The sequence below is a fragment of the uncultured Arenimonas sp. genome (genome assembly GCF_963976025.1).
In the GTDB taxonomy this organism is placed as follows: Bacteria; Pseudomonadota; Gammaproteobacteria; order Xanthomonadales; family Xanthomonadaceae; genus Arenimonas.
In genome coordinates this window covers 1-20,749 of record NZ_CAXBJS010000033.1, presented here as the reverse complement: position 1 = coordinate 20,749, position 20,749 = coordinate 1, and the positions used below count along the sequence as shown (strand labels likewise).

The window sequence follows — 20,749 nt, the reverse complement described above, 5'->3', positions numbered from 1 at the left end:
GCGCGCGCCTATAAATATCACGTCGGCCAGCCGTTCGTGTCGCCGCGCAACATCAAGGTGCTGGTGGTCGGCAACCCGGCCAACACCAATGCCTACATCGCCATGAAGTCGGCGCCGGACATCAACCCGGGCAACTTCACCGCCATGCTGCGCCTGGACCACAACCGCGCGCTGTCGCAGCTGGCCATCAAGGCCGGCGTCGACGTCGCCGGCATCGAGAAGCTGGTCGTGTGGGGCAACCACAGCCCGACCATGTACCCGGACTACCGCTTCGCCACCGTGGCCGGCGGTTCGCTCAAGGACAAGATCGGCGACGAAACCTGGAACCGCGAAACCTTCATCCCGAAGGTCGGCAAGCGCGGCGCCGCGATCATCGAAGCCCGTGGCCTGTCCTCGGCCGCTTCGGCCGCCAACGCCGCCATCGACCACATCCGCGACTGGTCGCTGGGCACCAACGGCAAGTGGGCCACCATGGGCATCCCGTCCGACGGCAGCTACGGCATCCCGAAGGACGTGATCTACGGCTTCCCGGTGGTCTGCAAGGACGGCAAGTACGAAATCGTGCAGGGCCTGGAGATCGACGAGTACTCGCGCTCGATGATGGACAAGACCCTGGCCGAGCTCGAGGAAGAGCGCGCGGGCGTCGCCCACCTGCTCTGATGAAACAACGAAGGCGACCTCAGGGTCGCCTTCGTGCATGAAGGACCTGAAATGACTGACACGAATTCGGCCGGCGCCCGCTTCCGCGCCGCCGTCAAGGAAGAATCCCCCCTGCAGGTGATGGGCACCATCACCGCCTACGCGGGCCTGATGGCCAAGCGCACGGGCTACAAGGCCCTGTACCTGTCCGGCGGCGGCGTCGCCGCGAACTCGCTGGGCATGCCCGACCTTGGCATTTCCACCATGGAGGACGTGCTTACCGACGCCCGCCGCATCGTCGAAGCCACCGGCATGCCGCTGCTGGTGGACATCGACACCGGCTGGGGCGGCGCCTTCAACATCGGCCGCACCATCCGCAATTTCCAGCGTGTCGGCGTCGCCGCCGTGCACATGGAGGACCAGGTCGGCCAGAAGCGCTGCGGCCACCGTCCCGGCAAGGAAGTGGTGTCGAAGCAGGAAATGGTCGACCGCGTGAAGTCCGCCGTGGATGCGCGCACCGATCCCGGCTTCGTGATCATGGCGCGCACCGACGCCGCCGCCGTCGAAGGCCTGGATGCCGCCATCGAGCGCGCCGTGGCCTACGTCGAAGCCGGCGCCGACATGGTCTTCCCGGAAGCCATGCGTTCGCTCGACGACTACCGCAAGGTCAAGGCCGCGGTGAAGGTGCCGGTGCTGGCCAACCTCACCGAGTTCGGTTCGACCCCGTTCTTCACCACCGATGAACTGCGCGACGCCGGCGTGGACATCGCCCTGTACTGCTGCGGCGCCTACCGGGCAATGAACAAGGCCGCGCTGAATTTTTACGAGACGGTGCGCCGCGAGGGCACCCAGAAGAACATCGTTCACACCCTGCAGACCCGCGACGAGCTCTACGACTTCCTGGGCTACCACGCCTACGAAGACAAGCTCGACGAACTGTTCTCGCAGCAAAAAGACTGAGCAAGGAGCCCCGCATGAGCGACAACAACACCCTGCCCAAGCCGAAGAAGTCGGTGGCCCTGAGCGGCACGCCCGCCGGCAACACCGCCCTGTGCACCGTCGGCCGCAGCGGCAACGACCTGCATTACCGTGGTTACGACATCAAGGACCTGGCGACCAAGGCCGGCTTCGAGGAAGTCGCCCACCTGCTGGTGCACGGCGCGTTGCCCACCGCCGCCCAGCTGGCTGCCTACAAGACCAAGCTCAGGCGCCTGCGCGGCCTGCCGGCCATCGTCACCGACGCGCTGGAGCTGGTGCCGGCCAATGCGCATCCGATGGACGTGATGCGCACGGGCTGCTCGGTGCTGGGCACGGTGCTGCCCGAGCGCGAAGGCCACCCGGTGGCCGAGGCCCGCGACATCGCCGACCGCCTGATGGCCAGCTTTGGTTCGATGCTGCTGTACTGGTGGCACTTCACCCGCAACGGCCGCCGCATCGACGTCGAAACCGACGACGACACCATCGCCGGCCACTTCCTGCACCTGCTGCACGGCGAGCCGCCGAGCGCCTCGCATGCCGAGGCCCTGGACAAGTCGCTGGTGCTCTACGCCGAACATGAGTTCAACGCGTCCACCTTCACCGCCCGCGTCATCGCCGGTACCGGCAGCGACATGTTCAGCTGCCTCACCGGCGCCATCGGCGCGCTGCGTGGTCCCAAGCACGGCGGCGCCAACGAAGTGGCCATGGACATCATCGCGCGTTATTCCAGCGCCGACGAAGCCGAGGCCGACATCCGCGCCCGCGTCGAGCGCAAGGAAATCGTCATCGGCTTCGGCCATCCGGTTTACACCGTCGGCGACCCGCGCAACCCGATCATCAAGGACATCAGCCGCAAGCTGTGCAAGGAAGGCGGCAACCCGGTGCTGTTCGACGTCAGCGAGCGCATCGAGACGCTGATGATGGACATGAAGAAGATGTTCCCCAACCTCGACTGGTACAGCGCCTCGGCCTACCACATGATGGGCGTGCCGACCCCGATGTTCACCCCGCTGTTCGTCATCGCCCGCACCAGCGGCTGGTCGGCGCACGTCATCGAACAGCGCATCGACGGCAAGATCATCCGCCCCAGCGCCAACTACACCGGTCCCGAGGACCGCGACTTCGTGGCTATCGACAAGCGCTGATCGTCCGGGGCATGCAGTGAAGCGGGGGCCGCGCGGCAACGTGCGGCCCCCGTCATTTTGGCCATGCTAATGTTTCGGCCAGGATCCTTTTCGCCGGTGCCACACGTGGAATCCGCCTACCAGGAAGTGACCCTGCTGCTGTTCGCCACGGCGCTCCTGGGCCTGGTCGGCGTCCGGCTGCGCCAGCCGCTGATCATCATCTACATCATCGTGGGCATCGTCGCCGGACCTTCGGCGCTGGACTGGGTCAGCGCGCACGAGCCGATGCAGTTGCTCTCGGAGATCGGCGTCACCATCCTGCTGTTCGTCGTCGGCCTGAAGCTGGACCTCAAGCTCGTCCGCCAACTGGGGCCCGTGGCGTTGGCTACCGGCCTTGGCCAGCTGCTCTTCACCATCGTCGGCGGTTTCGTCATCTGCATGGCGCTGGGGATGGACGCAGTTCGTTCCTTGTACGTGGCCATCGCGCTGACGTTCTCGAGCACGATCATCATCGTCAAGCTGCTGTCGGACAAACGGGAGATCGACTCACTGCACGGACGCATCGCGATGGGCTTCCTTATCGTGCAGGACGTCGCGGTGGTGCTGGCGATGATGGTGATCGGATCGCAGGGCGCCGGCGACACCGGGGCCGGCGGATGGGTGCAGGCCGGCGAGGTCCTGGCGAAAGTGGCCGGGCTCGGGGTCGGCGTGTTCCTGTTGATGCGCTACATCCTGCCGGGGGTGGTTCGGGTCATGGCGTCCTCGCAGGAATTGCTGCTGGTGTTTGCGGTCGCCTGGGGTGCGACGCTCGCGGCCACCGGGGAATGGCTGGGTTTCAGCAAGGAAGTGGGCGCCTTCCTGGCGGGATTTTCGCTGGCATCGCTTCCCTACCGGGAGTCGATCAGCTCAAGGCTCTCGAGCCTGCGCGACTTCCTGCTGTTGTTCTTCTTCGTGCACCTCGGGACCCAGCTTGACCTGGGCAACCTCGGCGCCGAGCTGCCCTCGGCGGCGGCCCTTGCCGCCTTCGTGCTGGTTGGAAACCCGCTGATCGTTCTGGCGATCATGGGCTACATGGGCTACCGCAAGCGCACCGGCTTCATGGCCGGGCTCACGGTGGCGCAGATAAGCGAGTTTTCGATCATCTTCGTGGCCATGGGGGTCACCCTGGGCCACGTCGATGCGGCGGCGCTCGGACTGGTGACGCTGGTCGGCCTGGTCACCATCGCCACCAGTACCTACATGATCCTCTACTCGCAGAAGCTCTATGCCTGGTGCGAGCCGCTGCTCGGGGTGTTCGAACGGCGCGACCCGTTCCGCGAACGGGCGCTCGAGTCGGAACCGCAGCCTGCCGAGGTCATCGTTATCGGCCTGGGGCGTTACGGACGACGCGTGGCCGAACAGCTTCACGAACGGGGCGTGTCCGTGCTCGGCGTCGACTTCGACCCGGAGGTGCTTGCCGCCGAGCGTCGCGCCGGGCAGGTCCCGGTGGTGTTCGGCGATGCCAGTGACGAGGACTTCATACTGCACCTGCCCATATCCGGGGCGCGCGTGGTGCTCAGTGCCCTGCGTGATCCGGCGGCGGACCGGGCGCTGGTGAAACATTTGCGGGCCCTGGGCTTCAAGGGCACCATCGCAGTGACGGCCCATTCGGCCTCCGAAGGCAATGCTTTAGTGCAGGCGGGTGCGGATCACGCGCTGTTGCCATACACCAATGCGGCCGAACACGCCGCCAATCAGACCCTGGGCTGGCTCGGGGCCGGGAGGCAAGCATGAGCTGGAGTTTCGGCCCCATCTGGGCAGGCACTGATTTTTCGCAGGACGCCAGTCTTGCCGTCCAGCGCGCCGCACGGCTTTCGCGCGAACATGGCGCGCCCCTGCACCTGCTGCACGCCCTGGACGAAGGCGACTGGCTGGCGCGGGCGGCCAAGCTGACGCACGGGCACTTCACCCATGAACTGCTGCTCAGGGCCGCCGGTTCGCAGCTGGCGAGGCTGCGCGACCAGCTGCTGGCCGACGGCGTGCCCGCCGTGGAAACCCACGTCTCCCCGGATTCGCTGCACAAGGCGCTGCATGCCATCGTTGCCGACGGTGAATGCGGGATGTTCGTGATGGGCGCGCGCGGTGAAGGCAACTTTCGCGAAGGCCTGCTGGGTTCGACCGCGGACCGGGTGCTTCGCTCGGGCAGCGTGCCCGTGCTCCTGTGCCGGCGCGACGCATCACCCTGTCAGCGGGTGGTGCTGGCCACCGACTTTTCGCCCGCCTCGGAACAGGCGGCCCGGCTCGGCCTGGCCATCTCGCCGGAAGCGAGCCACTACCTGCTGCACGCCAGCGAACTGGTCCTGGACCGGGGACTCGCATTCGCCAACACCAGCCCGGAGGCCAGGGAGGCCTACCACCGCGAGGCCTGGGAAAAGGCCGGTCGCCAGCTCACGGCATTTACCCAGGCCCTCGGGGCCGCGGGGGAAGGCATCACCCGGGCACCGCGGCAGGGACGGCCCGCCGAAGTGCTGTCGAGTTTCGTGGACGAAACGGCGGCGGACCTGGTGGTCCTGGGTGCGCGCCCGCGGGCACGCTGGGAAAACAACCTGCTGGGGAGCACGGCGCACTTCGCAGTCAACAAGCTGGCCTGTGACGTACTCGTGGTGCCAGGCAAGCCCTGAGGCTCTGGTCAGGGCGCCATGCGCTGGGTCGCGGCGGGCAGGGCGGCGACGCTGAGGGTCGGCACCGGCGCGGGCTTGGCCGGGGTCAGGCGCTGGACCCGGAAGAAAGTGTGGTCGCCGATGGTGGCCACCTGCGGGTAGGTCGCCCAGTTCGGGTTGGCCAGGGCCAGGGCCGCGAAGTGGCTGGCGCCCGGCACGACCTCGTTGCGCTCGCCCGGCGGCAGCTGCCAGTCGGCCTGGGCCTGGAAGGCCACCTGCACGGCCCGTTCCCAGGCCTTGACGTTCTTCATGCGCAGCCCGGGATTGACGATGGTCGGGGCGAACTGCTTGCGGGCGGTGACCACTTCGCAGACCGACTCGCCCCACTGGCCCGAATCGCGGCGGCGCAGGGCCACCTCGGCCACGGCGCGCTGGCCCAGGGCCGACTGGTCGCGGGCCTCCAGGTACACGGTGGTTGCCAGGCAGAGCGGGTCGGCGGCGGGCTGGGGCAGTATCGATGCCAGCCAAAGGACGAAAGACAGCTTCATGGCGGAACTCCTTGCTCCGTTGCGCCGCACTTTCCCGACCGCCTGAAGGCGGCTCCCGCTAGGGACCAACGGATTGGGGGTGGCTGTGCGGCCTGGCGTTTTGGGGATGGACGAGCGGGGCTCGCACTCCGGGGTCGCTGGCGTCAGGTGAGCGACCCGCCGGAATCCCCTGGGAGCCATGTGCTCCGGGGCCGATTTATCGACGCGGCCCAGGGCCGGGGTCGATTCCAGCCGCGCATCCTACTGGAAAGGGCCGAACCTTACCTGAACGGCAAAAGCCAAGCCTTTGATTCTTATTGGAGTAATTGCTCAGAGCGCGGCGGCGAGGCGGCTTCCCTGCTCGATGGCGCGCTTGGCGTCGAGCTCGGCGGCCACGTCGGCACCGCCGATCAGGTGCGGCGTCACGCCCGCGCCCTGCAGCCCCTCCACCAGCTCCCGCAGCGGCTCCTGGCCGGCGCAGACCACCACGTGGTCCACTTCCAGCAGGCGTTCCTGGCCGTCCACCCGGATCTTCAGGCCGGTCTCGTCCACGCCCAGGTACTCGACCCCGCCCAGGGCCTGGACGCCCTTGGCCTTCAGGGCGGCGCGGTGGATCCAGCCGGTGGTCTTGCCCAGGCGGGCGCCGGGTTTGCCGGGGCTGCGCTGGAGCAGCCACAGCTCGCGGGCAGGCGCTTCGGGTTTCGGCTTGGCCAGCCCGCCGGGTCCTTCGAAGTCGGGCGCCACGCCCCACTCGGCCATCCACAGCGACGGGTCGAGGCTGGGCGAGGGGCCTTCGTGCACCAGGTATTCGGCCACGTCGTAGCCGATGCCGCCGGCGCCGATGATCGCGACCCGCCGGCCGGGCACCACCCGCCCCTGCAGCACGTCCAGGTAGGACAGTACCTTGGGATGGTCGGCGCCGGGGAAGCTGACCTTGCGCGGGCGGATGCCCGTGGCCAGCACGACGTCGTCGAAGCCGCCCGCGGCCAGGCCGGCGGCATCCACCCGCTGGCCCAGGCGCAGGTCCACGCCGGTCAGCGCCAGTTGGCGGCCGAAGTAGCGCAGGGTTTCGTGGAACTCTTCCTTGCCCGGGATCTTCTTGGCCAGGTTGAACTGGCCGCCGATTTCGGACGCCGAATCAAACAGCGTCACCTGGTGGCCACGGCCCGCGGCCACGCTGGCGCAGGCCAGGCCGGCCGGGCCGGCGCCGACCACGGCCACGCGCCTGGGCGCGGTGGTGGGCGTGTAGTTGAGCTCGGTTTCGGCGCAGGCGCGCGGATTGACCAGGCAGCTGGCCTTCTTGCCGACGAAGACGTGGTCCAGGCAGGCCTGGTTGCAGGCGATGCAGGTGTTGATCTCGTCTCGGCGGCCTTCGCGGGCCTTGCGGGCCCAGGCCGGGTCGGCCAGCAGCGGCCTCGCCATGGACACCATGTCGGCCTGGCCGCCGGCGAGGATGGCCTCGGCTTCGTCGGGCATGTTGATGCGGTTGGTGGCGACCAGCGGCAGCCCGACGTGGGGCTTGAGCTTGGCGGTGACGCCGGCGAAGGCCGCGCGTGGCACCGAGGTGGCGATGGTCGGCACCCGCGCTTCATGCCAGCCGATGCCGGTATTGATGATGGTGGCGCCGGCCGCCTCGATGGCCCTGGCCTGCATCACGATCTCGTCCCAGCCCGAGCCGTTCTCCACCAGCTCGAGCATCGACAGCCGATAGATAAGGATGAAGTCCTTGCCCACCGCCTCGCGGATGCGGCGCACGATCTCGACCGCGAAGCGCATGCGCTTCTCCGGGCTGCCGCCCCAGGCGTCCTTGCGCCGGTTGGTGCGGGCGCTGAGGAACTGGTTGATCAGATAACCTTCCGAGCCCATCACTTCGACGCCGTCGTAGCCGGCCTCGCGGGCCAGCTTCGCGGTGGTGACGAAGGCCTTGATCTGGCGTTCGACGCCCCAGGCGGTGAGCGCGCGCGGGGTCAGCGGGCTGATCGGCGCCTTTACCTTGGAAGCCGACACCAGCAGCGGATGCGCGGCATACCGGCCGGCGTGCAGGATCTGCATGCAGATGCGGCCGCCGGCTTCGTGCACGGCCCGGGTGACGATGCGGTGCTTGTGGATCTCCCAGGGCCAGCTGAGCTTGCCGGCGAAGGGCTTGAGCCAGCCGACCAGGTTGGGCGAGATGCCGCCGGTGACCATCAGCCCGACGCCGCCTTCGGCGCGTTCGCGGAAATAGGCCGCCAGCTTCGGGAAATCGCGTGCGTGGTCCTCCAGCCCGGTGTGCATCGAACCCATCAGGATGCGGTTGGGCAGGGTGCAGAAGCCCAGGTCGAGGGGCTGGAAGAGGCTGGGGTAGGGCTGGCTGGACATGATGGACGGCGTAGGATGACTCCGGGCACCTTGCCCGGAACGGCGGGCCCGGACAAGACACCTGCGTATGGCACGGCCGCGCCGGGCCCGGACAAGACACCTGCGTATGGCACGGCCGCGCCGGGCCCCGACATCCGTTCATCCTTCTGGCAACATAGCTATTGTTCGCCCACGCACGCACGGACCGCCCGCCCATGAGCAACCCAGACATCCGTTCCGCCAAGCGCCCCGAACCCGACCCGTCGATGGTGGATATCGCCAACTACGTCACCGACTACTACATCGGTTCGTCGGAGGCCTACACCACGGCGCGCTACATGCTGTTCGACTCGCTGGCCTGCGCCATGCTGGCCATGCGCCACCCCGAGTGCGTCAAGCACCTCGGGCCGCTGGTGCCGGGCGGGTCGCTGCCGGGCGGCGCACGCGTCCCGGGCACCCACCACGAGCTCGATCCGGCGCAGGCGGCGTACAACATCGGCGTGCAGGTGCGCTGGCTGGACTTCAACGACACCTGGCTGGCCGCCGAGTGGGGGCATCCTTCGGACAACCTGGGCGCCATCCTGGCGGTGGGCGACTACCTCAGCCGCAAGGCCGAACGCGAGAACCGCAAGCCCATCACGGTGCGCGACATCCTTACCTGGGCGATCAAGGCGCACGAGATCCAGGGCTGCTACGCGCTCCGGAACAGCTTCAACCGGGTCGGCCTGGACCACGTGATCCTGGTCCGCCTGGCCTCGACCGCCATCGCCACCCACATGATGGGCGGCGGCAAGGAAGAGATCATCAACGCGGTCAGCCACAGCTGGGCCGACGGCGGCGCCCTGCGTGCCTACCGGCACGCGCCCAACGCCGGCCCGCGCAAGAGCTGGGCCGCGGGCGACGCCTGCCGCCGCGCCGTCACCCACGCCCTGAACGCCATGAAGGGCTGCGTGGGCTATCCCAGCGTGGTCAGCGCCAAGACCTGGGGCTTCGCGGACGTTGCCTTCAAGGGCAAGGAATTTGAGTTCGAGCGGCCGTTCGGCAGCTACGTGATGGAAAACATCCTGTTCAAGATCAGCTTCCCGGCCGAGTTCCACGCCCAGACCGCGGTCGAATGCGCCCTGCAGCTGCACCCCAAGGTCGCCGGCAAGCTCGACCAGGTCGAGCGCATCGCCATTGAAACCCAGGAGGCGGGCGCCCGGATCATCGACAAGACCGGACCGCTGCACAATTACGCCGACCGCGACCACTGCCTGCAGTACATGGTGGCCGTTCCGCTCATCTTTGGCCGCCTGACCGCCGAAGATTATTCGGACGCCGTCGCCGCCGACCCCCGGATCGACGCCCTGCGCGAGAAGATGGAAGTGCGCGAAAACCCCGATTTCACCCGGGATTACTTCGATCCTGAAAAGCGCTACATCGGCAATTCAGTTGAGGTTTACTTCAAGGACGGGACCTCCACGGGCAAGGTTTCCATCGATACGCCGCTGGGCCACCGCGACCGCCGCGGGGAGGGCATACCCGCCCTGCTGGCCAAGTTCGAGGCCGCCATGGCGGGTCAGCTGCCCGCCAAGCGGGTCCGGCAGCTGCTCGAGCTGACCGGGGATACCTCCCGTTTCGAGGCCACCCCGATCCACCGGTTCATGGACCTTTTCACCCCTTGAAAAACTCCCCTTGCCATGCCCCGGGGGGTTTGTTAGATTCCCGTTAACATTCCGGTCGTTAAGGTCTGTCCCACTCCAGCGGCAACGCACTGACCTCCCTGGTCCGCACCGTTCGAGCTGTTTCCCCTAAGTAGAAGATTGGAGCAAATCATGAAGAAGAAACTCCTGTGCTGTGCCCTCCTGGGCGCCATGGCGACTGCGACGTCCGCGATGGCTCAGGACTTCGACAACCGCTGGTATGTCTCCGGTGGCATCGGTTACAACTTCCAGGACGATGATCGCAATACCGAAGACGCCGTGTTCGGCACCCTCGGTATGGGTAAGTTCCTGACCCCGAACTGGTCGCTCGACGTTGAAGCCAACTACCAGAACCCGTCCCTGAATGGTTCGGACCTGCTCTTCAGCCAGTACGGCCTCTCGGTCGACTCGCGTTACCACTTCCTGCGCGAAGGCAGCAACTGGTGGCCGTACGTCCGCATGGGCCTGGGCTACCAGAAGGCCGAGGAAGAGTTCAACAACTTCCCGAGCCCGAACTCCCCGGGCCAGCGCGAGGATTCCTTCCTCGCCGCCAACCTGGGCGTGGGCCTGCAGGCCGACTACGACCGCTACGCGGTCCGTGGCGAGCTGGGCACCCGCGTTTCCTTCGACGACACCTCGGTCGTTGCCCCGGACTCCAACTCCTTCGGCGACATCCTGGCTTCCGTCACCGTGCTGATGAAGCTCGGCGACCTGCCGGCCCCGGTTGTCCCGGAAGAGCCGGTTGTGCAGACCACCTGCGCCGACCTCGATGACGACGGCGACGGCGTCAACAACTGCGACGACAAGTGCCCGGGTTCGGTTGCCGGCCAGGCCATTGGTCCGGACGGTTGCCCGGTTCCGCTGACGATCGACCTCAAGGGCGTGAACTTCGACTTCGACAAGTCGACCCTGCGTCCGGACGCGGTTGCGATCCTCGACGAGGCCATCGCCATCCTGCAGAAGTACCCGCAGCTGAAGGTTGAAGTTGCCGGCCACACCGACTCCATCGGTACCGAGCAGTACAACCAGGGTCTGTCGGAGCGTCGCGCCAAGACCGTGTACGACTACCTGACCAACGCCGGTATCGGCGCTGACCGGATGTCGGGTCCGAACGGTTACGGCGAGAGCCGCCCGATTGACACCAACGACACCGCCGAAGGCCGTGCGCGCAACCGCCGCACCGAGCTGAACGTGCAGAACTGATCCATCGGTTCCACGGTGTCACCCGAAGCCCGGCCTTGTGCCGGGCTTCGCTTTTTCAGGGCATTCGTTCAGCAAACCGCGTTGCGCATGGCGGTCGCGAAGCCTAAGCTCTGCGCAGTCCCGCCCGCCCCCACGGTGAAGAATGAAACGCACCCTGCTTTCGCTTATGTTGTCCGCCCCGATGCTCGCCGTCGCCGTCGAGCCGGTGCAGACCGTCGAACCGGAAACCACCCTGGCCGCCGAGCCGGCCTGCACGCCCGTCGCGGCGGCTGGCCAGGCGACCGGGTCCGCCCAGGACGCCGCCGCGGCCCTGCCGTGCGTGGACACCACCACGACCGCCGCCGCGCCGCCGGCCGAGCCGGCCTACGTGCCCAAGACCGCGCACGACAATTCTCCCTACCGGTTCGACATGAACCAGAACGGCAAGCGCATGACCGCCGACGAGTTCGACGCCTGGATGCAGGCCAAGGGCATTCGTGTCGCCACCGGCGTGCCGAAGACCGAGAGCGGCTATCGTTCCGCGACCCAGGGCACGGCGGCCGCCAATCCGGTGACGCCGGCGCCCGATACCCGGCCCACGCCGCCGGTTCGCGACGGCGAATAAGCCGGCTTCAGGCCTTGCGGAAGCGGTAGTGCGCCACCAGCCACTGCCGCCCGTCTTCGTAGCCGAACAGCTCGGCGCAGGCCATCCAGAACATGCGCCAGCGCTGTGACCAGCGCTCGGCGTTTTCGCTGCCGTAGGCAGCGGCCAGAACGGCCATTACTTCGCGCTGGTTGCGGTCCTGGTTTTCCAGCCAGTGGTTGGCCGTGCGCTGGTAATGCGTGCCTGGCAGCAGCCAGCGGTCCTCGATCGAAAGGTCCTGCTGGAAATGCAGCAGCGTGTCGGCCGAAGGCATCAGCCCGCCGGTAAAGAAGTACTTGCCCATCCAGTTGTCGTCGCCTTCGGCAAGGAAGGGGTACATCAGGTGGCGGTGCGCGAAGATGTGCACGAACAGCTTGCCTTCGGGCCTGAGCCAGCGCGCGACGTTCGCCAGAAGGTGCCGGTAGTTGCGCATGTGCTCGAACATCTCGATCGAGACCACGCGGTCGTAGTTTTCTTCCGGCAGCTCCAGCTGCACCACGTCGCGGGTCAGGATCTCGACGTTGCCAAGGCCACGGGCCGCGGCCTGGGCAAGGATGTGTTCACGCTGGCTGCCTGAGTTCGACACGCCGGTGATGCGTGCATTCGGGTAGCGGGCTGCCATCCACAGCGTCAGCGAGCCCCAGCCGCAGCCAAGCTCCAGGATCTGCTGGCCGTCGGCCAGTTCGGCCCGTTCACCGTAAAGGGCCAGCATCGCCTCCTCGGCCTCGTCCAGGCTTTCCTGGCCGGTGGGGTAGTAGGCGCTGGAATACTTCAGGCGCTTGCCCAGGCACAGTTCGAAAAAACGCGCCGGCACTTCGTAGTGCTGCTCGTTGGCGGCGGCGGTTTCGATCGCGATGGGGCTGCGGCGCAGTTCGTCGAGCAGCTCGCGAAAGCGCGCGTCGGCGCGCACGAGGTCGTCGGCGCCTTCTTCGCGCAGGCGTTGGGCGCACAGGCGGCGGATGCCGAGGCGGGTCAGCGCATCGGGAACCAGCCCGCGCTCGCAAAGGTCGATCAGGGACATCCGGTCACTCCGGGGATGGGGAAGACTTGCGCGGCGGCCAGGGGAAAAACGCGCTGACCTCGCGCTGGTAGCGGCGGTAGTCCTCGCCGCGGCTGCGTTCGGCCTGCGCTTCGGTCCAGGGGATGCCGCTGACCCGGTACAGGAAGGCGAACATCAGCACCGGGCCGACCAGGCTCAGCCAGAACAGCCCGCTGCCCACCGCCAGGAAAACATAGGCGAACCAGTGCAGCCACTCGAAGAAATAGTTGGGATGGCGCGACCAGCCCCACAGGCCGACCCGACAGGTCTTGCCGGCATTGTTGTCGTCGGCGCGGAACTTCGCCAGCTGGCGGTCGGCGATCGATTCGCCCACCATCGCGCCCAGCCACACCACGATCGCCAGCACGGTCCAGCCGGTCAGGTGATAGGCGTGGTTTTCAGCGGCCGCGACGAAAGGAAGGGCGAACAGCGCGACCACCACGGCCTGCATCTGGAAGAAACCGAAAAACTTGGCCGGGCTGCCGCCCCAGGCTTCGCGCAGGGCGCGATAGCGGCCGTCTTCCTCTTCATTGAGCACCCGGTGCAGCAGGTGCAGGCACAGCCGTGCGCCCCAGACGCTGCCGAACATCGCCACCAGGCCGCGGCTCATCGGCGAACCTTCGCCGACCACGCCGATCAACAGCGCCGCCAGCGCCATCAGCCCGGCCCAGCCCACGTCCACGTAGCCGACGTTGCGCACGCGCATCGAAAAAGCCCACAGCGCGGCCATCGCCAGCGCCGAGCCCAGCCAGACAATGCCGATGCTCAGCCAGGGATCGATCATGCCGCCGCCCGTTTTATCGCCGCGCCCGCAGCGAGGTGGTTGTCGATGGCGAACAGCAGCGGCAACACCGCCGCCCAGCCCAGTGCCAGCGCGGCCAGCACCCAGGCCACCGGGGCGCCGAAGCTGACGGCATCGAAGGCACCCGCGGCCGTCCAGTAGGCCAGGGGGCCACCGACCAGGCCCAGCGCGGCGGCGGCCAGCGGCCACTGGCGCAGGCGTGCCATCGAATGATTCAGGGTCAGCGCGAAGCCCACCCACAGCGAGCAGATCCAGACCGGCGCCACGCCCGACCAGGGCCAGGCCTCCGCGTACACCAGCCAGCCCGACGCGGCGAATGCGCTGTCGAGCGCGATGCCCAGGGGCAGGGCGACGGCGAGCAGGCGCAGGTCGTCGCGCCTGCGGCCGCCCCAGGCCAGCATGGCCGCCGCGAAGGCCAGGGCCGCCAGCGGGCCCGCCCAGGCCAGGCCGGCACCGGCACCGGCGACGCTGGCCAGCCAGACCGCCTGGAAGCCGACCACGTTGCCCAAGGTGAGCCAGGCGCCTTTCACGTCAGGCCACCTCGGGTGCGGGCAGGTACTGCGGACGCCGGTTGCCCGGGCGCGCCAGCAGCAGGTGCACGTCGCCGATCGAGCGCTCCATGAAGCCGCCCTCGCAGTAGCACAGGTAGAACTCCCACATGCGGATGAAACGTTCGTCGTAACCCTGGCGGCGAACCTCGTCGAGACGGTCCATGAAGCGCTGGCGCCAGTGGCGCAGGGTCAGCGCATAGCTGGGGCCGATGTCTTCCAGGTTCACCAGGCGCAGGTCGCTGGCGCGCGCCGCGGCGCCGGTGAGCGCGCTGACGCAGGGGATGAAACTGCCGGGGAAGATGAAACGCTTGATGAAGTCCACCGAACCCAGCGCCTGCTGGTAGCGGTGGTCCTCGATGGTGATCGCCTGGATAAGCGCCAGGCCCTCGGGCTTGAGCAGGGACGCGCACTTGGCCAGGTAAGTGTCGAGGTACTGGTGGCCGATGGCTTCGACCATCTCGATCGACACCAGCTTGTCGTACTGACCCTGCAGGTCGCGGTAGTCCTCGAGCAGCACCGTTACCCGGTCGGACAGGCCGGCGGCGGCCACGCGTTGCACGGCCAGCGCGTGCTGCTCTTTCGAAATGGTGGTGGTGGTGACCCGGCAGCCGAAGCGCGAGGCGGCATGCACGGCCAGGCCCCCCCAGCCGGTGCCGATCTCGACCAGGTGGTCGCCGGGCTGCAGGTCGAGCTTGCGGCAGATGCGCTCGAGCTTGCGCCACTGGGCCGTTTCCAGGCTTTCGTTTTCATCGGCGAAGATCGCCGACGAGTACATCATCGACTTGTCCAGGAACAGTTCAAACAGGTCGTTGCCCAGGTCGTAGTGCGCGGCGATGTTGCGGCGGCTGCCGGCGCGGGTATTGCGGCGCAGGGCGTGCCAGCCGCGCAGCAGCCAGCCGCCGAAACGGGCCAGGCCGGTTTCCATGGCGTCCAGGCGGTCGCGGTTGATCACCAGCAGCCGCACCAGCGCCACCAGGTCGTCGCAGCGCCACAGGCCGTCCATGTAGGCCTCGCCCACGCCCACCGAGGGCGGCGGCAGCGCGGTAGAAACCGGGGTCCAGCACCTCGATGCGAACCGTCAGTCCGCCGGGCTGGCCCAGTTCGACCGTGCCCAGCGCGTCCACCAGTTCCACCCGGCCGCCGGCCAGGCCGCCGAGCGTGGCCAGCAGCCGCCGGCGCAGCAGGCGGTCGAGCGCGCCGTAGCGTTCCGCGCTTTGGGCGGGGCTGGCCAGGCTGTCGGCGGTTGAACTCATCACGGGCTCCGGGGCTGGGTGTCGGGGTGCGGGTGGAAGGGCGTGCGCTTGAACCACAGGCGTGCGGCCTGCCAGTAGATCGCCGCACCCACCTTCGCGGTAAGCAAGGGATACCGCGCCAGGGATGAAGCCAGCGTGTTTCCGTTCAGCGGCCGGCGCTCGAGCACCAGGGTCGCGTCGAACTCGCGCTTGTCGCCCTGCATCACGTCCATGTGCACGCGCAGGGCGTCCCCGGGCGGCTGGATGACCCAACGGTAGCGCCGCTGCATGGGCATGAACGGCGAAACGTGGAAGGCCTTGTCGAAGTCCCAGTGCAGCACGCCGCCGTGGTCCTGGGCGTTCGCGACGTCCAGCAGGTAGGCATGGCGCTGGTTCCAGGGCGTGTTGGTGATCTCGGCCAGCACCCAGTCCAGGGTTTCGCCGTCATCGGCGAAGCCGTAGTAGAAGCTCACCGGGTTCATGGTCTTGCCGAAATAGCGGGCGTGCGTGAGCAGCCGGATCGGCCCGGTCGGGCGGATGCCCCGCGCCGCCTGCACGTGGTCGCGCACGGCGGTGTCTATCGGAAGGGCCGGGTCGCCAAAATAGTCGCGCCGGCGCAGCTGGGCCAGGTTCGGCCGGTCCACCGACCACAGCCAGCGGCCGGCGAAGACCTGGTCGAGTTCGGCCAGGTCCAGGTACAGCTGGAACATCCGGTAGCGGAAGGCGTGGCCCACCGGCGCGTGCCGGCGGTGCCGGACCCAGCCTTCGTAGATGGCGGAATTCAGTCCCATGTCGCGCCCAGCGCGCGGGCGACCTCGACGCCGCTGCGCAGTCCGTCCTCGTGGAAGCCGAAACCCCAGTAGGCGCCGGCGAACCAGGTCCGGTTGCCGCCGTTGATCTCGCCGCGGCGGCCCTGGGCCGCGACGCTGGCGTGGGTATACACCGGGTGCTGGTACTGCATGCGCGCCAGCACCTTGCCGGGGTCGATCGCCTGGCCGCGGCCCAGGGTGACGACGAAGGGTTCCGGACTGTCCAGCGACTGCAGGTGGTTCATGCAGTAGCTGACCGTGCAGGGCGCGCCCGGCGCCTTGGGCACGTAGGCATTCCAGGCGGCCCAGGCCTTGCGCTGGCGCGGCAGCAGGCTGGCGTCGGTATGCAGCACGGTTTCATTGGCCTGGTAGTGGATGGCGCCCAGGACTTCGCGCTCGGCCTGGCTGGGGTCGGTCAGCAGGGCCAGCGCCTGGTCGCTGTGGCAGGCCATGACGACCTGGTCGAAACGTTCGCTGCCGCGGTCGGTCGCGATCTCCACGCCGGCGGCGTCGCGGCGCACTTCCCGCACCGGGCTCGACAGCCGCACCTGCACGCTCCAGGTCTTCTGCATCGCCTCGATGTAACGCGAGGAGCCGCCGCACACCACCCGCCACATCGGCCGGTCCCGGACCTGCAGCATGTGGTGGTTGTCCATGAACCGCACCAGGTACTTGGCCGGGAAATCCAGGATCGTTTCCGAGGGCGAGGACCACAGTGCCGATGCCATCGGCACCAGGTGGTCGCGCACGAACAGGTCCGAATAGCCCCGCTCGCGCAGGTAGCTGCCCAGCGTCGGGCCGGGGCCTGTTTCGGCCAGCAGCGCCGGTGCTTCCCGGTAAAAACGCGTGATCTCGCGCACCATGCGCCAGAACCGCGGCGAGACCAGGTTGCGGCGCTGGCAGAACAGGCCGTTGAGATCGGTGGCGTTGTACTCCAGGCCGTTGCCGTCGTCGTGCACGGAAAAACTCATCGTGGTCGGCTGGCTGGGAACGCCCAGCTCGTCGAAGAGTTTCGTCAGCAGCGGATAGTTGCCCGGGTTGAAGACGATGAAGCCGGTATCGACGCGATAAGCGCGGCCGCCCTGTTCCACCTGGTGCGTGTGGGTGTGGCCGCCCAGCCGCGATTCGCGTTCGAACAGCACGACCTCGTTCTGGCGCGAAAGCAGCCAGGCGGCGCCCAGGCCGGCGATGCCGCTGCCCACCACCGCGATCTTCATGCGGCCTCCCGGCGCACGCCGCGCAGCGCCTGGGGCACCGGCCGCAGGTCGCTGACCAGGCCCAGCAAGGCCATGGCGCGCAGGCCCAGGTAGGTCAGGTCAAGTTCCCACCAGGTGAAACCCTGCCGGGCCGAACCGGGGAAGTGGTGGTGGTTGTTGTGCCAGCCTTCGCCGAAGGTCAGAAGGGCCAGCAGGGCGTTGTTGCGGCTGTCGTCGCGGGTCGCGAAGCGGCGGCTGCCCCAGCGGTGCGCCAGCGAGTTGATGGTGACGGTGACGTGGAACAGCACCACGGTCGAGACGAAAAAGCCCCAGACCAGCAGCTGCGGGCCATTGGTGCCCAGGCCGGGATGCGCGGCCTCAAGCCAGTTGCCCAGGCCGAACAGGCCGGCGGCCAGCAGCACCGGCACCAGGATGTCGAAGCGGTCGAGCAGCCGCAGCTCCGGGAACCGGGCCAGGTCGCGCACGGCTTCCAAGTCGGTCGCGAACGATCGCCGGGTCAGGAACCAGCCCATGTGGCTGTGCAGGAAGCCGTGCCGCGGCGAATGCACGTCCTGTTCGGTGTCGGCATGGCGGTGGTGGTGGCGATGGTGCGCCGCCCACCACAGCGGCCCGCGCTGCACCGAGGCCGCCCCGACCAGGGCAAAGAAGAACTGCACCGGTCGCGAGGTGCGGAAGGCCTTGTGGGAAAAGTAGCGGTGGTAAAAACCGGTGATCGCGAACATGCGCAGCGCATACAGCGCCAGCGCCGTCCACAGTGCGAACCAGGAAAAACCCACCCACAGCACGCCCAGGCAGGCCAGGTGCAGGCCAACGAAGGGCAGCACCCGCAGCCAGTCGACGCGGTCGGGGTCGCGGCCGTCGTCGGCCGGCGCGGCGCCGGTGTCGAACCACAGGGACAGGGCACGCAGGGCGCGGCGCCAGGCAGGGGCGCGGCTGAAGTCAGTAGCGGTATCAGGCATGTGCGAATGGTCATCTTCACGCGGTGATGGGCCGGTGAACCGGTGCGCCGGGCTGGCGCCGCGACAGCGGCCTGCGCCATGCTTCGCGCATGCCCGGACCCATCATCAAGGCCCGATCCACCGCGCCGCGCCACGGCGTGGCGCGCGTGCTGTCCAAGCTGGGCCTGTGTTCGCGCACCGAAGGCGCACGCTGGGTCGTGGCCGGGCGCGTGGCGGTGAACGGGCGCCTGGTGCGCGATCCCGAGTTCCCGGTGGTGCAGGGGCGCGACGCGCTGTCGCTCGACGGCGCGCCGCTCGAGGCGGCGGGACGGGTGGTGATCGCGCTCAACAAGCCGCGTGGCCTGGTGACCACGGCCAGCGACGAACGTGGTCGCGACACGGTGTATCGCTGCCTGGAAGGCAGCGGCCTGCCCTGGCTGGCGCCGGTGGGGCGCCTGGACCAGGCCAGCGAGGGCCTGCTGCTGATGGCCAACGACCCGGAATGGGCCGCGGCCATTACCGACCCGGCCACCGGGCCCGACAAGACCTACCACGTGCAGGTCGACGCCGTGCCGGACCAGGCGCTGCTGGACCGCCTGGTCGCCGGCAGCGACTGCGAAGGCGAGTGGCTGGCCGCGCGTTCCGCCACCGTGCTGCGCAGCGGCGGCCGCACCGCCTGGCTGGAAATCAGGCTCGACGAGGGCCGCAATCGCCAGATCCGCCGCCTGCTGGCGGCGCAGGGCCTGGAAACCCGCCGCCTGGTGCGCGTGGCCATTGGTGGCCTGGTGCTGGGCGACCTGGCCAAGGGGGCTTGGCGCCGGCTGTCGGATGCGGAAATATCGTCCCTGGCCCCGCCGGGCCGGAGTTGACCATGTCCGTCCCGATCACCATCCGCCGCGCCGAGCCGGGCGACTTCGCCGCCGTGCAGGCCATTTTTGCCACACCCAGGGCACAGGCCGGCACGCTGCAGCTGCCGTTCCCTTCGCTGGACCTGTGGCGGCAGCGCATGCAGGCGGTGGATCCCAACGCCCACCTGCTGCTGGCCTGCGCCGGCGACGAGGTGGTTGGCCAGCTGGGGTTGCACGTGTCGGCCAACCCGCGTCGCCGGCACGTGGGCGAACTGGGCATGGGCGTGCGCGACGACTGGCAGGGGCGCGGCGTCGGCACCGCGCTGCTGGCCGCCGCCATCGACCTGGCCGACCGCTGGCTGCAGCTGCGCCGGCTGGAACTGCAGGTTTACGCCGACAACAGCGCCGGCATCGCGCTGTACGCGCGCCACGGGTTCGTCGAAGAAGGGCGCCACCGCGAATTTGCCTTCCGCGACGGCGCCTGGGTCGATGCGCTCAGCCTGGCGCGTTTGCGCCCCGTCCAGGACGCCGCGATCAGCCCTTGATCACGCCCAGCTCGCGGCCGACCTTGGTGAAGGCGGCGATGGCCTGGTCGAGGTGTTCGCGGGTGTGGGCGGCGCTCATCTGCGTGCGGATGCGGGCCTGGCCCTTGGGCACGACAGGGAAGAAGAAGCCGATCACGTAGATGCCTTCCTCGAGCAGGCGCTGGGCGAACTTCTGCGCCAGCGGCGCTTCGTACAGCATCACCGGCACGATCGGGTGCTCGCCGGGCTTGAGGTCGAAGCCGGCGGCGGTCATGCGTTCGCGGAAGTAGGCGGTGTTTTCCTTCAGGCGCGTGCGCAGGTCGCCGGCCGCGGCCAGCATGTCGAACACCTTGGTGCCCGCGGCCACCACGTGCGGCGGCAGCGAGTTCGAGAACAGGTAGGGACGCGAACGCTGGCGCAGCATTTCGATCACCTCGGCGCGGCCGGTGGTGAAACCGCCCAGCGCGCCGCCCAGGGCCTTGCCCAGGGTACCGGTGATGATGTCGATCTTCTCCAGCACGCCCTTGACCTCGGCGCTGCCGCGGCCCGTTTCGCCCAGGAAGCCGGTGGCGTGGCATTCGTCGATGTGCACCAGGGCGCCGTACTTTTCCGCCAGCGTGGTGATCTGGTCCAGCGGCGCGATGAAGCCGTCCATCGAGAACACGCCGTCGGTGGTGATCATGATCGTGCGCGCGCCGTCCGCCTTCGCCTGCTGCAGCTGCTTTTCCAGGTCGGCCATGTCGCAGTTGGCGTAGCGGTAGCGCCTGGCCTTGCACAGGCGCACGCCGTCGATGATCGAGGCGTGGTTTAGCGCGTCGGAAATGATCGCGTCTTCTTCGCCCAGCAGCGGCTCGAACAGGCCACCGTTGGCGTCGAAGCAGGCGGCGTAGAGGATCGTGTCCTGCTTGCCGAAGAAACCGGCGATCTTCGCCTCGAGCTCCTTGTGCAGGTCCTGGGTGCCGCAGATGAAGCGCACCGAGGCCATGCCGAAGCCGTGGCTGTCGAGCGCGTCCTTGGCCGCCTGGATGACCTCGGGGT

Annotated in this window: 18 protein-coding genes and 2 pseudogenes; 10 read left to right on the top strand and 10 right to left on the bottom strand. The window is 68.2% G+C overall.

The window, feature by feature from the left end; all coding sequences use genetic code 11:
* From AACZ35_RS04180 to AACZ35_RS04160, 5 genes are all read left to right on the top strand, one after another.
* A partial coding sequence (locus AACZ35_RS04180) for a malate dehydrogenase (protein ID WP_339826417.1) occupies positions 1-660 on the top strand: 660 nt, incomplete at its 5' end.
* Between the two features lie 51 nt (positions 661-711).
* Positions 712-1,599 (top strand): methylisocitrate lyase, encoded by an 888-nt coding sequence (prpB, locus tag AACZ35_RS04175; RefSeq protein ID WP_339826415.1) that lies wholly within the window; start codon positions 712-714, stop codon positions 1,597-1,599.
* Between the two features lie 14 nt (positions 1,600-1,613).
* On the top strand, positions 1,614-2,762 hold the full coding sequence (gene prpC / locus AACZ35_RS04170; protein WP_339826413.1) for a 2-methylcitrate synthase: 1,149 nt from the start codon (positions 1,614-1,616) through the stop codon (positions 2,760-2,762).
* Between the two features lie 126 nt (positions 2,763-2,888).
* The gene (locus tag AACZ35_RS04165; protein ID WP_339826411.1) at positions 2,889-4,514 is read left to right on the top strand and encodes a cation:proton antiporter family protein; all 1,626 of its coding nucleotides are present in this window, start codon (positions 2,889-2,891) and stop codon (positions 4,512-4,514) included.
* Positions 4,511-5,401, top strand: coding sequence for a universal stress protein (locus AACZ35_RS04160; protein WP_339826409.1), 891 nt, complete (start codon positions 4,511-4,513; stop codon positions 5,399-5,401). Before AACZ35_RS04165 ends, AACZ35_RS04160 begins: the two co-directional genes overlap by 4 nt.
* Before the next feature lie 68 nt (positions 5,402-5,469).
* Here the strand turns inward: AACZ35_RS04160 and AACZ35_RS04155 are convergent.
* Positions 5,470-5,928 (bottom strand): annotated as a pseudogene (locus tag AACZ35_RS04155) (cell wall hydrolase); the annotation flags it as partial.
* 309 nt (positions 5,929-6,237) lie between these two features.
* Positions 6,238-8,265, bottom strand: coding sequence for an NADPH-dependent 2,4-dienoyl-CoA reductase (locus AACZ35_RS04150; RefSeq protein WP_339826407.1), 2,028 nt, complete (start codon positions 8,263-8,265; stop codon positions 6,238-6,240).
* A gap of 194 nt (positions 8,266-8,459) precedes the next feature.
* Between AACZ35_RS04150 and AACZ35_RS04145 the strand changes: the two genes are divergently transcribed.
* The 3 genes from AACZ35_RS04145 (at position 8,460) to AACZ35_RS04135 (ending at position 11,733) form a co-directional block, all read left to right on the top strand.
* Positions 8,460-9,908 (top strand): bifunctional 2-methylcitrate dehydratase/aconitate hydratase, encoded by a 1,449-nt coding sequence (locus tag AACZ35_RS04145; RefSeq protein ID WP_339826405.1) that lies wholly within the window; start codon positions 8,460-8,462, stop codon positions 9,906-9,908.
* A 150-nt stretch (positions 9,909-10,058) separates the two neighbouring features.
* The gene (locus tag AACZ35_RS04140) at positions 10,059-11,129 is read left to right on the top strand and encodes an OmpA family protein (RefSeq protein WP_339826403.1); all 1,071 of its coding nucleotides are present in this window, start codon (positions 10,059-10,061) and stop codon (positions 11,127-11,129) included.
* 142 nt (positions 11,130-11,271) lie between these two features.
* Positions 11,272-11,733, top strand: coding sequence for a hypothetical protein (locus AACZ35_RS04135; protein ID WP_339826401.1), 462 nt, complete (start codon positions 11,272-11,274; stop codon positions 11,731-11,733).
* 7 nt (positions 11,734-11,740) lie between these two features.
* Here AACZ35_RS04135 and AACZ35_RS04130 read toward each other — a convergent pair whose 3' ends face one another.
* The 7 genes and pseudogenes from AACZ35_RS04130 to AACZ35_RS04100 all read right to left on the bottom strand — a co-directional run bounded on the left by AACZ35_RS04130 (position 11,741) and on the right by AACZ35_RS04100 (position 18,360).
* The gene (locus tag AACZ35_RS04130) at positions 11,741-12,772 is read right to left on the bottom strand and encodes a cyclopropane-fatty-acyl-phospholipid synthase family protein (protein ID WP_339826399.1); all 1,032 of its coding nucleotides are present in this window, start codon (positions 12,770-12,772) and stop codon (positions 11,741-11,743) included.
* Positions 12,773-12,776: 4 nt separating this feature from the next.
* Positions 12,777-13,574 carry a DUF1295 domain-containing protein gene (locus AACZ35_RS04125; RefSeq protein WP_339826397.1) on the bottom strand — a complete coding sequence of 266 codons (798 nt, stop codon included), beginning with the start codon at positions 13,572-13,574 and terminating at the stop codon, positions 12,777-12,779.
* Positions 13,571-14,122 carry a DUF2878 domain-containing protein gene (locus AACZ35_RS04120; protein WP_339826395.1) on the bottom strand — a complete coding sequence of 184 codons (552 nt, stop codon included), beginning with the start codon at positions 14,120-14,122 and terminating at the stop codon, positions 13,571-13,573. Before AACZ35_RS04120 ends, AACZ35_RS04125 begins: the two co-directional genes overlap by 4 nt.
* Position 14,123: 1 nt before the next feature.
* A pseudogene (locus AACZ35_RS04115) lies at positions 14,124-15,396 on the bottom strand (cyclopropane-fatty-acyl-phospholipid synthase family protein).
* The gene (locus AACZ35_RS04110; protein ID WP_339826393.1) at positions 15,396-16,166 is read right to left on the bottom strand and encodes a DUF1365 domain-containing protein; all 771 of its coding nucleotides are present in this window, start codon (positions 16,164-16,166) and stop codon (positions 15,396-15,398) included. The pseudogene AACZ35_RS04115 and the gene AACZ35_RS04110 overlap by 1 nt, the downstream one beginning before the upstream one ends.
* The gene (locus AACZ35_RS04105) at positions 16,157-17,401 is read right to left on the bottom strand and encodes an FAD-dependent oxidoreductase (RefSeq protein WP_339826391.1); all 1,245 of its coding nucleotides are present in this window, start codon (positions 17,399-17,401) and stop codon (positions 16,157-16,159) included. Before AACZ35_RS04105 ends, AACZ35_RS04110 begins: the two co-directional genes overlap by 10 nt.
* Positions 17,398-18,360, bottom strand: coding sequence for an acyl-CoA desaturase (locus tag AACZ35_RS04100; protein WP_339826389.1), 963 nt, complete (start codon positions 18,358-18,360; stop codon positions 17,398-17,400). The genes AACZ35_RS04105 and AACZ35_RS04100 overlap by 4 nt, the downstream gene beginning before the upstream one ends.
* A gap of 89 nt (positions 18,361-18,449) precedes the next feature.
* Here AACZ35_RS04100 and AACZ35_RS04095 point away from each other — a divergent pair, with 89 nt between their 5' ends.
* Both AACZ35_RS04095 and AACZ35_RS04090 read left to right on the top strand, forming a co-directional pair.
* Positions 18,450-19,208, top strand: coding sequence for a pseudouridine synthase (locus AACZ35_RS04095; protein WP_339826387.1), 759 nt, complete (start codon positions 18,450-18,452; stop codon positions 19,206-19,208).
* Between the two features lie 2 nt (positions 19,209-19,210).
* Positions 19,211-19,732 (top strand): GNAT family N-acetyltransferase, encoded by a 522-nt coding sequence (locus tag AACZ35_RS04090; protein ID WP_339826385.1) that lies wholly within the window; start codon positions 19,211-19,213, stop codon positions 19,730-19,732.
* Here AACZ35_RS04090 and kbl read toward each other — a convergent pair.
* Positions 19,722-20,749: glycine C-acetyltransferase (kbl, locus tag AACZ35_RS04085; RefSeq protein ID WP_339826383.1), on the bottom strand; the 1,028-nt coding region annotated here is incomplete at its 5' end. The genes AACZ35_RS04090 and kbl overlap by 11 nt on opposite strands.